Annotated in this window: 14 protein-coding genes; 8 read left to right on the top strand and 6 right to left on the bottom strand. The window is 71.2% G+C overall.

Translation table 11 applies throughout. The annotated features are described in order from the left end of the window. Nucleotides 1–191: 191 nt before the first annotated feature. Nucleotides 192–1367, bottom strand: coding sequence for an S-adenosylmethionine:tRNA ribosyltransferase-isomerase (locus ACWD4O_RS29280; RefSeq protein ID WP_451284362.1), 1176 nt, complete (start codon nt 1365–1367; stop codon nt 192–194). Then, nucleotides 1364–2062: an SDR family NAD(P)-dependent oxidoreductase gene (locus ACWD4O_RS29275; protein WP_451284360.1), complete on the bottom strand. Its 699-nt coding sequence runs from the start codon at nt 2060–2062 to the stop codon at nt 1364–1366. The genes ACWD4O_RS29280 and ACWD4O_RS29275 overlap by 4 nt, the downstream gene beginning before the upstream one ends. Nucleotides 2063–2301: 239 nt before the next feature. On the opposite strand from ACWD4O_RS29275, the gene ACWD4O_RS29270 reads away from it, so the two are divergent. The 3 genes from ACWD4O_RS29270 to chpE all read left to right on the top strand — a co-directional run bounded on the left by ACWD4O_RS29270 (nt 2302) and on the right by chpE (nt 4491). Further along, nucleotides 2302–3447, top strand: coding sequence for a GAF domain-containing sensor histidine kinase (locus tag ACWD4O_RS29270; RefSeq protein WP_451284358.1), 1146 nt, complete (start codon nt 2302–2304; stop codon nt 3445–3447). Next, the gene (locus ACWD4O_RS29265) at nt 3440–4081 is read left to right on the top strand and encodes a response regulator transcription factor (protein WP_351908234.1); all 642 of its coding nucleotides are present in this window, start codon (nt 3440–3442) and stop codon (nt 4079–4081) included. The genes ACWD4O_RS29270 and ACWD4O_RS29265 overlap by 8 nt, the downstream gene beginning before the upstream one ends. 164 nt (nt 4082–4245) lie before the next feature. Next, nucleotides 4246–4491, top strand: a complete 246-nt coding sequence (gene chpE, locus ACWD4O_RS29260; RefSeq protein WP_351908232.1) for a chaplin ChpE — start codon at nt 4246–4248, stop codon at nt 4489–4491. A 218-nt stretch (nt 4492–4709) separates the two neighbouring features. Here chpE and ACWD4O_RS29255 read toward each other — a convergent pair whose 3' ends face one another. Then, complete coding sequence (locus tag ACWD4O_RS29255) at nt 4710–5498, bottom strand: hypothetical protein (protein ID WP_451284355.1); 789 nt, start codon at nt 5496–5498, stop codon at nt 4710–4712. 154 nt (nt 5499–5652) lie between these two features. Here ACWD4O_RS29255 and ACWD4O_RS29250 point away from each other — a divergent pair, with 154 nt between their 5' ends. From ACWD4O_RS29250 to ACWD4O_RS29240, 3 genes are all read left to right on the top strand, one after another. Next, on the top strand, nt 5653–6450 hold the full coding sequence (locus ACWD4O_RS29250) for an ABC transporter ATP-binding protein (RefSeq protein ID WP_451284353.1): 798 nt from the start codon (nt 5653–5655) through the stop codon (nt 6448–6450). Between the two features lie 53 nt (nt 6451–6503). After that, nucleotides 6504–6935 (top strand): NfeD family protein, encoded by a 432-nt coding sequence (locus ACWD4O_RS29245; RefSeq protein WP_358806608.1) that lies wholly within the window; start codon nt 6504–6506, stop codon nt 6933–6935. 143 nt (nt 6936–7078) lie between these two features. Further along, nucleotides 7079–8050, top strand: a complete 972-nt coding sequence (locus ACWD4O_RS29240; protein WP_451284350.1) for an SPFH domain-containing protein — start codon at nt 7079–7081, stop codon at nt 8048–8050. A gap of 173 nt (nt 8051–8223) precedes the next feature. On the opposite strand, the gene ACWD4O_RS29235 is transcribed toward ACWD4O_RS29240, so the two are convergent. Beyond that, nucleotides 8224–8730 (bottom strand): HNH endonuclease, encoded by a 507-nt coding sequence (locus ACWD4O_RS29235; RefSeq protein ID WP_358806606.1) that lies wholly within the window; start codon nt 8728–8730, stop codon nt 8224–8226. A 195-nt stretch (nt 8731–8925) separates the two neighbouring features. Continuing rightward, on the bottom strand, nt 8926–9465 hold the full coding sequence (locus tag ACWD4O_RS29230) for a YbhB/YbcL family Raf kinase inhibitor-like protein (protein ID WP_451284348.1): 540 nt from the start codon (nt 9463–9465) through the stop codon (nt 8926–8928). A 112-nt stretch (nt 9466–9577) separates the two neighbouring features. Between ACWD4O_RS29230 and ACWD4O_RS29225 the strand changes: the two genes are divergently transcribed. Beyond that, nucleotides 9578–12964 carry a LamG-like jellyroll fold domain-containing protein gene (locus tag ACWD4O_RS29225; RefSeq protein WP_451284346.1) on the top strand — a complete coding sequence of 1129 codons (3387 nt, stop codon included), beginning with the start codon at nt 9578–9580 and terminating at the stop codon, nt 12962–12964. Nucleotides 12965–13025: 61 nt separating this feature from the next. On the opposite strand, the gene ACWD4O_RS29220 is transcribed toward ACWD4O_RS29225, so the two are convergent. Next, nucleotides 13026–13808 (bottom strand): sporulation protein, encoded by a 783-nt coding sequence (locus tag ACWD4O_RS29220; protein ID WP_451284344.1) that lies wholly within the window; start codon nt 13806–13808, stop codon nt 13026–13028. A 165-nt stretch (nt 13809–13973) separates the two neighbouring features. Between ACWD4O_RS29220 and ACWD4O_RS29215 the strand changes: the two genes are divergently transcribed. Continuing rightward, entirely contained in the window at nt 13974–14615 is a 642-nt protein-coding gene (locus tag ACWD4O_RS29215) for a DNA-3-methyladenine glycosylase (protein WP_451284342.1), read from the top strand. The last annotated feature ends 355 nt before the right edge of the window (nt 14616–14970 follow it).

Raw genomic sequence — 14970 nt, 5'->3', positions numbered from 1 at the left:
TTCTTAGCGGCCGCAAAATGCCCAGGCAAAGGTGTGACGTACGATCCCCGATAGTGGATCAGGGAAGGGCAAAACGGGACAGATAGAACCATCTGTCCCGTTCATACGGGTCCCCTTTATCTCCTATTGCCCCTAGTACGTGATGTGCGCCCTATGCGCGGGCTCACATGGGGTCCCACCCGTTCTCACCGCTAGTTGCCAAAGCAATGCTCTGCGTCAGTGCCCGGCGAGGGCTGTCGGCGTCGGTCGTCGCCCTCCGCCGGGAGGATGAGGTGCACATCGCCGAACTCGTGCCACAGATAGCGCCCGCGCAACGCCTCGCCGTAGCCCCGGTCGATCGCCGCCCGCCCCGCCACCGCCTCCAGCATCAGCAGATGCGAGGCCTCCGGCTCGTGCAGCCCGGTCAGCAGCCCGTCCACCACCCGCACCCCGCGCGCGGGAGTGACGACGAGATCCGTCCACCCCGCACGCGCGCGTACGACCCCGTCCGCCCCGGCCGCGGACTCCACCGCCCGCACGGCCGTGGTCCCGACCGCCACCACCCGCCCGTCCCCGGCCCGCACCGCGTTGATCAGCCGCGCCGACGCCTCCGGCACCGCGAACCGCTCCGGATACGGCGGCTCGTGCGCCTCCGCCGAGGCGACCCCGGTGTGCAGCGTGATCGGCGCGAACTGCACCCCCCGGCTCACCAGCTCCGCCACCAGCCCCGCGGTGAAGGGCCGCGCCGCACTCGGCATCTCCGCGCTGCCCGCCCCGTCGGCCGACGGCAGCGCGAACACCGTCTGATACACGGAGAGCGGCTGATCCCGCTCCGTATAGGAGTAGCGAATGGGCCGCCCGTGCTCCCGCAGCAGCCCCGGCACCGCTCCGCCGCCGCCCGCTCCGCCGCCGCCGCCCGCTCCGCCGCCGCCCGCTCCGCCGCCGCCCGCTCCGCCGGGCGACACCCGCGCCCACCACAGCCGCCCGCTCCCCGGGCTCAGCGGCTCCTCCAGGACCAGCCGCACGCCTCCGGGCAGCCGCACCCGCGCCCCCGCCGGGCCGCCCGCACGCACGCGTGTGGTGCCCTTCCCGTCCGGGTCCCGCAGCTCGACGGCCCACCGTCCGTCGTCCCCGCGCGTGGAGAAGTGCACCACCACGCGTGCGTGCCCGATCCGCCCGTCCACGGCCGCCGCCAGCGTCCCCGAGGTGTTCACGACCAGCAGGTCCCCGGCCCGCAACAGACACGGCAGCTCCCGGAACGCGTGATGCGCCACATCCGTCCCCCGCGACACCAGCAGCCGGACATCGTCGCGGTCCCGCCCCGGCCCGCGCTGCTCGGCCGGCACCCGCGCCGACAGCTCCCGGGGCACCTGCACGGCCAGCGTCATCGCCGTCCCTCCAGCAGGGCGGGCGCCCCGTAGCGCCCGCTCGCCGGACGCTCGTCCAGCAGCCGCAGGAAGGCCGGCGCCACCTCGGCCGGATCCGGCCGAGGGCCGTCGTCGTCCGGCACCGCCGCCGCGTACAGGTCCGTGGCCATGTCCCCGGGGTCCACCGCCCACACCCGCAGCGACGGCTCCTCCTCGCCCAGCACCGCCGCGAGATGGTCCAGGGCCGCCTTGGACGCCCCGTAGCCGCCCCATGTCTCGTACGCCTCGGCGGCCGCGTCCGAGCTGACGGTGATCACCGCGCCCGCCGGCGCGGCGTGCAGCAGCGGCAGCGCCTCCTGGACCAGCCCCAGCGCCGCCACGACGTTCACCTCCAGCGCCCGCCGCAGCCCGTCCAGGGGCAGCTCCGCCAGCCGCACCAGCGGCTCGGCGCCCAGCGCGCTCGCGTTGTTCACCACCAGGTCGCAGCCGCCGAGCTGCCAGGCCGCCGCGACCAGCTCGACCCGGTGCGCGGGATCGGTGACGTCCCCCGCACAGGCCTCGACCCGGGTCCCGTGCACCGCCACGGCAGCAGCCGTCTCCTTCAGCACCTCCGCCGTTCTGGCGTCCAGCACCAGATCCCAGCCCCGCGCGGCCAGCGCCTCGGCCAGCGCCCGCCCCAGCCCCTTCGAGGCCCCCGTGATGATCGCTACCGGCATGACAACCGTCCCCTCGTCCGACCGCCCGGCTCGGCGGTGCCCCCAACGTAGGAACCGGCCCCCCGCCCCCGCCTCGGACGCGGGACCGGGCCGAGAGGGGCCCTTCGTCGTACACCCGAGCACCCGGTCCCTTCGCCCTGGACCGCAGTACCCGGGACCTCAGGCCTAGGTCTCCCGCCCCACCCGGGGCCGTCACAGGTCCGATCCGCGCTGTCACACCCCGCCGGTACCGTGAGGACATGAGTCAAGGCCCCCGGTCCGGCCTCGCCGCGGTGAGCTCCGCGCTGCTGGCCATGAGCAGGCACCTGGAGGTGCGCGACGTCCTCAAGACGATCGTCGCCTCCGCCCGCGAACTGCTGGACGCGCAGTACGCCGCCCTCGGCGTCCCCGACGACCACGGGGGCTTCGCACAGTTCGTCGTCGACGGCGTCAGCGACCAGCAGTGGAAGGCCATCGGCCCGCTGCCCCGCCAGCACGGCATCCTCGCGGCGATGCTGCACGAGGCCAGGCCCGAGCGCCTCGCCGACGTCCGCAAGGACCCCCGCTTCGAGGGCTGGCCGTCCGCCCACCCGGAGATGTCCGACTTCCTGGGCCTGCCCATCAGGGACGGCGACGAGGTCATCGGCGCCCTGTTCCTCGCCAACAAGAACTGTCCCAAGCCGCACGGCGGCTGCGGCTTCACGGAGGACGACGAGGAACTGCTCTCGATCCTCGCCCAGCACGCCGCGATAGCCCTCACCAACGCCCGCCTGTACGAGCGCAGCCGCGAACTGACGATCGCCGAGGAACGCTCCAGGCTGGCCCATGAACTGCACGATGCGGTCAGTCAGAAGCTGTTCTCCCTTCGCCTGACGGCCCAGGCCGCCGCCGCCCTCGTCGACCGCGACCCCTCGCGCGCCAAGGGCGAGCTGCAGCAGGTCGCGGCGCTCGCCGCGGAGGCGGCCGACGAGCTGCGCGCCGCGGTCGTGGAGCTGAGACCGGCCGCGCTCGACGAGGACGGCCTGGTCGCCACCCTCCGCACCCAGATCCAGGTCCTCGACCGTGCCCACACCGCGCGCGTGACCTTCACCAGCCAGGGTGTGCGCGCCCTGCCCGCCGCCCAGGAGGAGGCCCTGCTGCGGGTCGCCCAGGAGGCCCTGCACAACGCCCTGCGCCACTCCGGCGCGGAGCATGTGGAGGTCGTCCTGCGCAAGCGCGGCCAGGACACGCTCCTGCGCATCAAGGACGACGGCGGCGGCTTCGACCCGACGACGGTCCGCCGGGCCGGCCGCCACCTCGGCCTGGTGTCGATGCGGGACCGGGCGAGCGGCGTCGGCGGCACGCTCATGGTGGAATCGGCGCCCGGCAAGGGCACCACGATCGAGATGGAGGCTCCCGGTGGCTGACGCAATCAAGGTGCTGCTCGTCGACGACCATCAGGTCGTCCGCCGGGGCCTGCGCACCTTCCTGGAGGTGCAGGACGACATCGAGGTCGTCGGCGAGGCCGCCGACGGCGCGGCAGGAGTCGCCCTCGCCGAGGAGCTGAAACCCGACATCGTCCTGATGGACGTCAAGATGCCGGGCATGGACGGCGTCGAGGCCCTCCGCAAACTGCGCGAAGCGGCCAACCCCGCGCGCGTGCTGATCGTCACCAGCTTCACCGAACAGCGCACCGTGGTCCCCGCCCTGCGCGCGGGTGCCGCCGGATACGTCTACAAGGACGTCGACCCCGACGCCCTGGCCGGCGCCATCCGCTCGGTGCACGCCGGCCACATCCTGCTCCAGCCGGAGGTCGCCGACGCCCTGCTGTCCCAGGACGAAGCCAACTCGGGCCAGGGGAGAGGCGGTTCGCTCACCGAGCGGGAGCGCGAGGTGCTCGGCCTGATAGCGGACGGCCGCTCCAACCGCGAGATCGCCCGCGCGCTGGTCCTCTCCGAGAAGACCGTCAAGACGCATGTCTCCAACATCCTGATGAAGCTCGACCTCGCGGACCGCACCCAGGCCGCACTGTGGGCCGTACGCCACGGCGTGGCCGGCTGAGGACATGCCGAGGCAAGGCAGCGGCAATACGGAGGGTTAACTTCCGATCCGAGATTCATACCGTCGTGGGAATGTCCCCCGGATGGCGCATCCTTCGTCGGTCTCCGCCGTTCTCCAGTGCGTGCCGCGGCGACTGCCGCGGCCATCGCGAGGAGGGCTCAGAAGTGAAGAACCTGAAGAAGGCAGCGGCTGTGACGATGGTGGCCGGCGGCCTGGTCGCCGCGGGAGCCGGCATGGCCTCCGCCACCGACGGCGCCACCGCCCTCGGCGAGGCCAAGGGCTCGCCGGGCGTCGTCTCGGGCAACCTCGTCCAGGCCCCGGTGCACGTCCCGGTCAACGTGGTCGGCAACAGCGTGAACGTCATCGGCGTGCTGAACCCCGCCTTCGGCAACCTGGGCCTCAACCACTGAGGTCCGGCCCGCACCCGCGGTGACCTCCGGCCTCCCCCGGCCCCCACCGGGGGAGGCCGGTCCGCTTGTCGACCGGTCGCTCCAATGAGCCGAACGGCCGGTGAGGCAGCCGCCGCAGCGAGAAAAGGGCTCCGACGCCTACCGGCTCGCCCGGCGCCTGAGGACAAGGCCCGTTCAGGGCCGAACCGGGGGTCTGGGGGCAGAGCCCCCGGCAACGCTCACCGCACCCCCCGCTCCCGCTCCTCCACAACGGAGTTGTACGCCGCGACGAGCGCCCGCCGAGCCGTCCGCTCGACCGGCCGCAACGCCTCGGCCCGCGCCGCCATCTCGGCGGAGCTGACCGCCCCGCCGTGCCCGTGCTCCGACGCGAGGGCCACCAGCAACCCCACCCGCTGCGCCAGCTCCAGCACCCGCACCGCCCGCGGCGGATACCCCGGTGCGAGCACCTCCCGCCCCCCGTCGGCCCGAGCCCGGTACGCGTCGATCGCCGCCTCCGCCACCGGCCCGGACCCCGCCACGTCCAGCTGGGTCAGCACCGCCGTGGCGTCCCGCAACGCCTCCGCCAGCTCCCGCTCCGCCTCGCCCAGCGACGGCACATCGGCCGGCGGAGCCTCCCGCACCGGCAGACAGTGCCAGACGACCTCGACATGTACGTCGCCCTCGGGCCCGGCCTCGTACACCTCCGGCACCAGCCCGTACCCGGCGCCGTGGCAGACCACCGCCTCCTCCGCCTCCAGCGCCCGCGCGTTGAACTCCGGCGGACCGCTCAACCCCAGCGGATGCCCCGGCGCGGGCAGCGCCACCCGCAGCCCGCTCACCCCGAGCGCCCGCAGCCGCCCCAGCGCCAGCGTCAGCCCGACGGGCGCCGACTCCCCGGGCAGCCCCTCCACCCGATGGACGGCGTCCTCCCCGACGATCGCGAGTACGGCGTCGTCCGGCGAGACAAATCCGGCCAACAGGGCATTTCCCCAAGCGGCGAGGCGACCAGAGCGCGGTTCCGAGAGCATGCCCCCACCCTAAGGACCGGACCGATGGAACGGGTCGCCCGACCGGTGGCGTAGATTTTCCCGAGGGGGCCGCGCCCACCCACGCGCGGCGGTCCGACCCACAGACGTCCGCGACAAACCGACCGGCCACACTGCAAGGGGAGACAACGCGCTCATGAGCGATGTTCTGGAGCTTCAGGACGTATCCGTGGTCCGCGAGGGCCGGGCTCTTGTGGACCAGGTCTCCTGGTCGGTCAAAGAAGGCGAGCGCTGGGTCATCCTCGGTCCCAACGGGGCCGGCAAGACGACCCTCCTGAACATCGCCTCCACCTACCTCTTCCCGAGCTCCGGCGACGTCTCCGTCCTCGGCGAGCCCCTCGGCAAGCCCGGCACCGACGTCTTCGAGCTGCGCCCGCGCGTCGGCATGGCCGGCATCGCCCTCGCCGACAAGCTCCCCAAGCGCCAGACCGTCCTGCAGACCGTGCTCACCGCCGCCTACGGCATGACGGCCGGCTGGCAGGAGGAGTACGAGGACATCGACGAGCAGCGCGCCCGCGCCTTCCTCGACCGCCTCGGCATGAGCGACTACCTCGACCGGAAGTTCGGCACCCTCTCCGAGGGCGAGCGCAAGCGCACCCTGATCGCCCGCGCCCTGATGACCGACCCCGAGCTGCTCCTCCTCGACGAGCCCGCCGCCGGCCTCGACCTCGGCGGCCGCGAGGACCTCGTACGCCGTCTCGGGCGCCTCGCCCGCGACCCCATCGCCCCCTCGATGATCATGGTCACGCACCACGTCGAGGAGATCGCCCCCGGCTTCACGCACGTCCTCATGATCCGCCAGGGCAAGGTCCTCGCCGCCGGGCCCGTCGAGCTCGAGCTCACCTCCCGCAACCTCTCCCTCTGCTTCGGCCTCCCGCTCGTCGTGGAACAGGTCGGCGACCGCTGGACGGCTCAGGGCCTGCCGCTGTCCTGACCGCTCCTTCTGCGCCCTGTCGGAGGCGGGACCCCCGGCCCTACCATGACGGTGTGAACGACATCGACGCATGGGTGTGGTGGCTCGTCGGCGCGGCAGCGCTCGGTATCCCGCTCGTGGTGACCGCGATGCCCGAGTTCGGCATGTTCGCGGTCGGCGCGGTGGCCGCGGCGATCGTGGCAGGCCTGGGGTTCGGCGCCGTCGCCCAGGTGCTCGTCTTCGTCGTCGTCTCCGTCGCCCTCATCGCCGTCGTACGCCCCATCGCGACCCGGCACAGCAAACAACGGCCCCAACTCGCCACAGGCATCGACGCGTTGAAGGGCAAGCAAGCCGTCGTGCTGGAACGGGTCGACGGCTCCGGCGGCCGGATCAAGCTCGCCGGCGAAGTATGGTCGGCGCGCGCACTCGACACCGACCGCGCCTACGACGTGGGGCAGGAGGTCGACGTCGTGGAGATCGAGGGAGCCACGGCGATCGTCATCTGACCTTGTACAACTCCCGCACCACGTAAGTGAACCGAACACCTCGCGAGCCGCACGACGGTCTGACACACTCGACCAGCAAGATCTTCAACAGACATAAGATCTTCCGAAAGCGCTGAGGCGGAGAAGGGTACGGGGAGCCGACGATGGAACCGGTCATCATCGTCCTGGTCATTCTGGTGGTGTTGGTCTTCATCGCCCTGATCAAGACGATCCAAGTCATCCCGCAGGCCAGCGCCGCCATCGTGGAGCGCTTCGGCCGCTACACGCGGACGCTGAACGCGGGCCTCAACATCGTCGTTCCGTTCATAGACACCATCCGCAACCGCATCGACCTGCGCGAACAGGTCGTGCCGTTCCCGCCGCAGCCGGTGATCACCCAGGACAACCTGGTCGTGAACATCGACACGGTCATCTACTACCAGGTGACCGACGCCCGGGCCGCCACCTACGAGGTCGCCAGCTACATCCAGGCGATCGAGCAGCTCACCGTCACCACGCTGCGCAACATCATCGGCGGCATGGACCTCGAGCGGACCCTGACCTCCCGCGAGGAGATCAACGCGGCCCTGCGCGGCGTCCTCGACGAAGCCACCGGCAAGTGGGGCATCCGCGTCAACCGTGTGGAACTGAAGGCGATCGAGCCCCCGACCTCCATCCAGGACTCGATGGAGAAGCAGATGCGCGCCGACCGTGACAAGCGCGCCGCGATCCTCACCGCGGAAGGCGTCCGCCAGGCCGCCATCCTCACCGCCGAAGGCGAGAAGCAGTCCCAGATCCTGCTCGCCGAAGGTGAGGCCAAGGCCGCCGCGCTGCGCGCCGAGGGCGAGGCCCAGGCCGTCCGCACGGTCTTCGAGGCGATCCACGCCGGCGACCCGGACCAGAAGCTCCTCTCCTACCAGTACCTCCAGATGCTCCCGAAGATCGCCGAGGGCGACGCCAACAAGCTCTGGATCGTCCCCAGCGAAATCGGCGACGCGCTCAAGGGGTTGTCCGGCGCCATGGGCAACTTCGGCCCCTTCGGCGGCAATTCAGGCGGCAACTCGGGCGGTAACAGCGGCAACCGTGGCAACGGCGACGGTGGCGGCGAACGCCGGGAGAAGCCCTCGATCGACTGACCGGCACCACCCCGATCCACACGACTGGGGCCCACCTCCGCTCGGGAGGTGGGCCCCAGCCGTGTACCGGCACGGGCACGTCCGGGCCGCGGGGAACTGCGCGACCAGCCACGATGGCGCCGCAGCGGAACGACGGCACATCACGGCACATCACGGCACTTCCAGCGGAGCGCCTACGCGGCGTCCACCGTCAGCCAGTCCGGCAGAGCGGCCAGGTCGTCCTGCCCCAGCGCCAGCAGCATCGCGTCCGCAGGCGTCGGCTCGAACGGCTGCCGCAGCAACGGCATCTCCGCCTGCTCCGGAGTCCGGTCCGCCTTACGGTGGTTGTCCTCCGCGCACGAGGCGACCGTGTTCAGCCACGAGTCCTGACCACCCTGCGCCCGCGGCACCACGTGGTCCACGGTCGTCGCCCGACGGCCGCAGTACGCGCACCGGTGCCGGTCCCTGACCAGCACACCCCGCCTCGACCACGGTGCTTGTCTTCGGAAGGGCACCCGTACATACCTGCACAGCCTGATCACCCGGGGCGCCGGTATGTCCAACTCCGCGCCACGCATCCGCAGTTCGGGGTGGGCCTGCTCGACGACGGCCTTGTCCTGAAGCACCAGGACGACGGCTCGGTTCAACGTCACCGTCGACAGCGGCTCGAAGCTCGCGTTCAGTACCAGCGTGTCCCGCATACCAGCCCACCTCCTGTGTGCACCGGCCCACCCCCTGGCGGACTGGGATCAACTCTGGCCGGGCACGCCGAGATGGACAACGCAATATCTGCTGCTCCACAAGGGACGACCCCCGCGCCCCCGGCAACAAAATGCCCGCCCCTGATCACTTCCAAGACCAGAGGCGGGCAAACGTTCAATGAACGATGAGCTGACTCATCCCTCCTTGGGATGTTCGTACTCGCCGATCAGCTGAGCGCGGCCGATCGCATGGAAGCGCAGGTTGAAGCCCACAACGGCGGGCGAGGCGTCCGCGTCCGGACCGAGCTTCTCCTGGTCCACCGCGTACACCGTGAACACATACCGGTGCGGCCCGTCCCCGGGCGGCGGCGCGGCCCCGCCGAAGTCCTTGCCGCCGTAGTCGTTGCGCGCCTGGACGGCACCCTTCGGCAGCCCGTCGAAGGCCCCGCTGCCCGCACCGGCCGGCAACTCGGTCACCGAGGCCGGGATGTCGAACAGCACCCAGTGCCAGAACCCGCTGCCCGTCGGAGCGTCGGGGTCGTAGCAGGTCACGGCGAAGCTCTTGGCCCCGGCCGGGAACCCCTCCCACCGCAGCTGCGGCGAGAGGTTCCCCAAGGCGTGGACCTGGGCGTCCTTGAGCGTCGCCCCCTCCTGCACATCCTCGCTCGTGACCGTGAACGACGGCACCGGCGGATGGAAATCGTGGGGCAGCGGCCGCCTCTTCAGCTCGGTCACCTCGACACCTCCTGCTAGATCGGAAAGGCACTCCATGCCTGCCTCCGGAGCCTACGACCTTCCGACCGCCCACGACTCCCACGACTTTCACACCGTCACATACCGTTGCCCGATGCCCTATCGGAGATCGTTCACCCACCGGGGACGCCGAAGAACCCTGGCCGCCGTCCTGCTGTCCGTGGCCACCACCCTCGTCGCCGCACCCGCCGCGGACGCGAGCGGCACCCGGACCTCCGACGACAGACTCGTCGGCACCCAACAGACCCTCTTCCGCTCCGGCACCGGCGGCTACGGCTGCTTCCGCATCCCCACCCTCATACGCACCAAGGCAGGCACCCTCCTCGCCTTCGCCGAAGGCCGCGCCTCCCCGTCCTGCGCCGACCGCGGCCCCATCGACATCGTCGTACGACGCTCCACCAACGACGGCCGCACCTGGGGCCCGACCAGAACCGTCCTGGCCGGCACCGCCACCGACCCCGAAGCGCCGTACACCCGCGACAACGCCACCCCCGTCGCCGACGAGACCACCGGAGACGTCTTCCTCGTCTCCACCGGCGAACCCGCCACCCGCGGCACCCGCCTGCCGTACGTCCAGAAGAGCACCGACGACGGCCTCACCTTCGACGCCCCACGCGCCCTGCCCCGGCTCAGCGGCAAGACCAGCGGCTGGTTCGCCACCGGCCCCGCACACGGCATCCAGCTCCGGACCGGACCCGAAGCCGGCCGTCTCGTCGTCAGCGCCTACGAGAGCCCCGACGCCACGACCCAACTGGCCGGCGTCCTCTACAGCTCCGACCACGGCGAGACCTGGCAGACGAGCACCACCGAGAACTCCTACGTCGCAGGCGAGCTCAAGCCCACCGAGACCGCCCTCGCCGAACTCGACAACGGCGACCTCTACCTCGCCGCCCGCAACGAGCAGGACGACACCAAGCCGCACCGCACCCACGTGATCAGCACCGACGGCGGCACGACCGTAGGACGCCACACCGTCGCGAACCTCACCACACCCCAGATCCAGGCCTCCGTCCTCACCCTGCGCCACACCTACCAGGACCACCCCGGCGACACCCTCGTCCTGGCCGCCCCCAGCGGCAGCACCGGCCGCGAGAAACTCCGCGTCCGCTACTCCACCGACCGCGGCACGACCTGGACCGACGCCCCCGGCGGTCAGCTCAACACGGCCCGCGCCGGCTACTCCGACCTCGCCGAACTCACCGGCGGCGAACTCGGCCTGGTCTACGAGGGCGGCACGGACTTCTCCGCCGCCAACATCTACTTCAACCGCTTCGCCCCCACGGCCATCGGACTCCCCGGCACCTTCGACGGCACCGTCCTCCCACAGCCCACCCCCGACGCCGGCCCCACCACCCCCGACACCACACCGGACGCCAACGACGCCTACCTCACCGGCGCCGCCGCAGCCGTCAGCGGCAGATTCCGGCAGGCCCTGAACTTCCCCGCCGGCGGCCACGCCGACCTCCCCTACAGCCCCACGATCGACCCCGGCTCCGACGACGTCACCTACTCCCTCTTCTTCAACCACCAGGCCACCTCCACCACACCCCAACAGGCCCTGCTGTGGGCCTACGGCCACAACTCCGCCGCCCCACAGCTCTGGATCCGCGCCATCCCCAAGGACAACCAGATCGTCGCCTGGATCCAGGGCTCCGGCACCAGGGTCAGCCTCACCCTCCAGGCCCCGGACGGCTCCGCGGCCTACGGCGACGGCGTCTGGCACCACCTCACCCTGGTCCGCTCCGGCAGCCAGGTCCGCCTCGCCGTCGACGGCGCCACCGTCACCGGCACCGGCCTGACCGGCACCCTCGCCGCACCCCGCGCCTCCGGCGTCGACGGCATCCGCCTCGGCGCCAAACCCGACGCCACCGCCAGCGACACCTTCACCGGCGCCCTCGACGAGTTCCGCCTCTACCGCACCGCCCTCACCGACGCCCAGCTCACCGAACTACGCACCAAGAACACCACCACCGCAGCGGAGAACGCCCTCACGGCCCACCTCCCCTTCCAGACCGTCGACACCGCCACCGACCCCGCACTCACCACGGTCGCCATCGAGGACGACATCTCCGCCAACTGCGCCGACGCGACCCTGCTGCTCGGCTCCGGCGCCACCCCGCGCGTCACCACCGCCGCCCGCATGGGCCTCGGCGCCCTCCCCGTCGCCACGGACCGCCCGGGCCTCGAAGTCCCCTACGTACCCGCCCTCGACACCGGCGACGACGACTTCACCCTCACCCTCTGGTTCCGCTACACCGCCACCCCCACCACCCCCAACGCCGCCCTCCTGTGGGCCTACGGCTCCACCACGGGCCAACCCTCCCTCTGGATCCGCGCCCGCCCCCAGAACGACGAGCTCTACGCCTGGGCCGAAACCGACCAGGGCAAGGTCAACTTCTCCCTCCCCGACCCCGACACCACCCGCACGGCCTTCGGCGACGACCAGTGGCACCTGCTGACCGCCACCCGCGCCGGAACCACCCTCACCGTCTCCGTCGACGCCGCCCACACCCAGCACGCCGACGGCCTGACCGGCTCCTTCACCGCAGGACGCACCACCGTCCCCGGCCTGCGCCTCGGCTCCCGCCCCGGCACCACCGAGATCCTCACCGGCACCCTCGACGACTTCCGCCTCTACGACCGCGCCCTCACGGACACCGAACTCGCCAAGATCGCCGCCCCGACCTCGGGCACCGGCGCCTACCCCGCCGGCAGCAGGATCTGGTGGTCCATGGAGAACGGCACCACCCAGTCCCACGACGTCACCCGCCCTGCCACCGGCCCCGCCACCCCGGACGCCTCCGCCCACTGCAACCACGCCTACGTCCGCGGGAACCCCGCCCTCTCCACCGGCTCGGGCGCCTTCGGCGGCGGAATCGACCTCGACGGAACCGACGACTCCGTCGAACTCCCGTACACCGACTCCAAGGCCCTCGGCTCCGGCGACTTCACCCTCGCCACCTGGCTCCGCTACGACGCCACCACGGCCACCGGCACCCCGGTCCTCGCCTGGGCCTACGGTCAGGGCGCCACCGAACGCCAGCTCTGGCTCCGCGCCGAACCGGGAGCGGGCCGCCTGGCCGCCCTCGTCCAGACGGAGAACGCGGCCACCACGGCCTACGCCCCGGACACCCCGTTCCGCACCGGCGCCGCGTGGCACCACGTAGTCCTTCAACGCAAGGGAACCCAACTGACCCTCTCCGTCGACGGCACGACCGGCACCCCCGGCACCGTCCCCACCGGCTCCCTCACCTACGGCGACGCCTTCGACGTGACCGGAGTGCACCTCGGCGTCCGCCCCGACGGCGCGGCCTCGACCCGCCTCAAGGGAGCCCTCGACGAGTTCCGCCTGATCCGCCGCGCCCTCACCGCGGACGAGCTCACCGCCCTGCGCGAGACGAACACCGACCCCACGGACCGGTCCACGGTCGTCCACCTCTCCTTCGAGAAGATCACTGCGCAGGGCTACGCCCGCATGTAGCGCAGCGGGCCCGGAGCGCCGTACGGCACTCCGGGCCCGCTGCGTGTTCAGCCCCTGGGTCTCAGAACCAGTTGCGCTTGCTGCCGACCTCGGACAGCCACTGGTTGAGGTAGCCCGCCCAGTCGGTCTGCTGGTAGTCCTGCTGTCCCACCTGGAACGAGCGGAAGGTGTCGCTGCCCTCGCTGAACAGCCCGGGCTTCTTGTCCATCTCCAGCACGACGTCCATCGCGTGCTCGTCGGCCACGAAGCTCAGCTCGACCTGGTTGAGCCCCCGGTACTGCGACGGCGGGAAGAACTCGATCTCCTGGTAGAACGGCAGCTTCTGCCGCGTACCCCGGATGTGACCGCGCTCGAGGTCCGCGTTCTTGAAACGGAAGCCCAGCTGGATGAAGGCGTCCAGGATGGCCTTCTGCGCCGGCAACGGGTGCACGTTGATCGGGTCCAGATCACCGGAGTCCACGGCGCGGGCGATCTCCAGCTCCGTGGTCACACCGATGTGCATGCCACGCAGCGTCTGACCGTCGATCGTCGTGACCGGCGTCTCCCACGGGATCTCCAGGCCGAACGGCACCGCGTGCACGGCACCGGCCTGCAGCTCGAAGGCGCCACCGAGCCGCAGCTTCGTGAACTCGATGTCCTGCTTGTACTCCTGGTCGCCGCTCTCGATCTCGACCTTGGCCTGCAGCCCGACCGACAGCCCCTCGATCTGCTGGTTCACGGACCCGCCCTGGATCCGCACCTCGCCCTGGACGACACCGCCCGGAACGACGTTGACCTCGGTCAGCACCGTCTCGACCGAAGCTCCGCCGGCCCCCAGACTCGCGAGCAGCTTCTTGAACGCCATGACTCTCCCTCTAACTACGACCTTCGGACGGGATCCCTCGATCCCTACAAACGCGATCCGGACGTGGCCGGTTCCGCGTCCCACACCCTGGCAAGCCCAGCGCCCGCTGACCACCCCGACGCACCCACCCATCGGCACCACGTGTCTGCACTACGCTCGGCGGGCATGATCGCGACCCCCGACCGTACGCCCCTCCCCAGGACCTTCTTCGACCGCCCTGTCCTGGCCGTGGCCCCCGATCTCCTCGGCCGCCTCCTCGTCCGTACGACCCTCGAGGGTCCGATCACCCTGCGCCTCACAGAGGTCGAGGCCTACGACGGCCCGAACGACCCGGGATCCCACGCCTATCGCGGCCCCACGGCCCGCAACGGCGTGATGTTCGGTCCGCCCGGACACGTGTACGTCTACTTCACCTATGGCATGTGGCACTGCATGAACCTCGTCTGCGGCCCGGAGGGCAGGGCGAGCGCCGTCCTGCTGCGCGCCGGCGAGATCGTCGAGGGCGCCGAGGCGGCGCGCAAACGTCGACTCTCGGCCCGAAATGACAAGGAACTGGCCAAAGGCCCTGCCCGCCTGGCCACCGCCCTGGACGTGGACCGAGCCCTCGACGGCACCGACGCCTGCGCCACGGGGGACACCCCCCTGAAGATCCTGACCGGCACCCCGGTCCCCTCCGACCAGGTACGCAACGGCCCGCGCACGGGAGTCTCCGGCGACGGGGCCGTCCACCCCTGGCGGTACTGGGTCGCCGACGACCCGACGGTGAGCCCGTATCGGGCCCATGTCCCCAAGCGCCGTCGAAGTTGACTCGCTGTTGGCCTGCGCGTAACGTAGCCCGAGCCGCTTGAACCGGGTACGGCAATCGCCAGCAGCCGGAAGCGGCCAACCCACTACCTACGACGCCCCTACAACGGGAGCGAATTCGGCGTGCCCGCATGCCCGAATTCGAACTCGGCGGAACTCGATTATGAGTTGCGGAGGGAATCGGCTAACGTAGTGAATGTCGAAAGGCCGACGGGCGAAAGCCCAAAGCCCAAGACAATCCCGCCGACAGGGAATCGGATCGAGAAAAGGATCTGATAGAGTCGGAAACGCAAGACCGAAGGGAAACTGCCCGGAGGAAAGCCTGAGAGTGTCTCGGGTGAGTACAAAGGAAGCGTCC

This window comes from Streptomyces sp. NPDC002623 (genome assembly GCF_053592635.1).
This window is presented reverse-complemented; position numbering and strand designations above follow the sequence as displayed.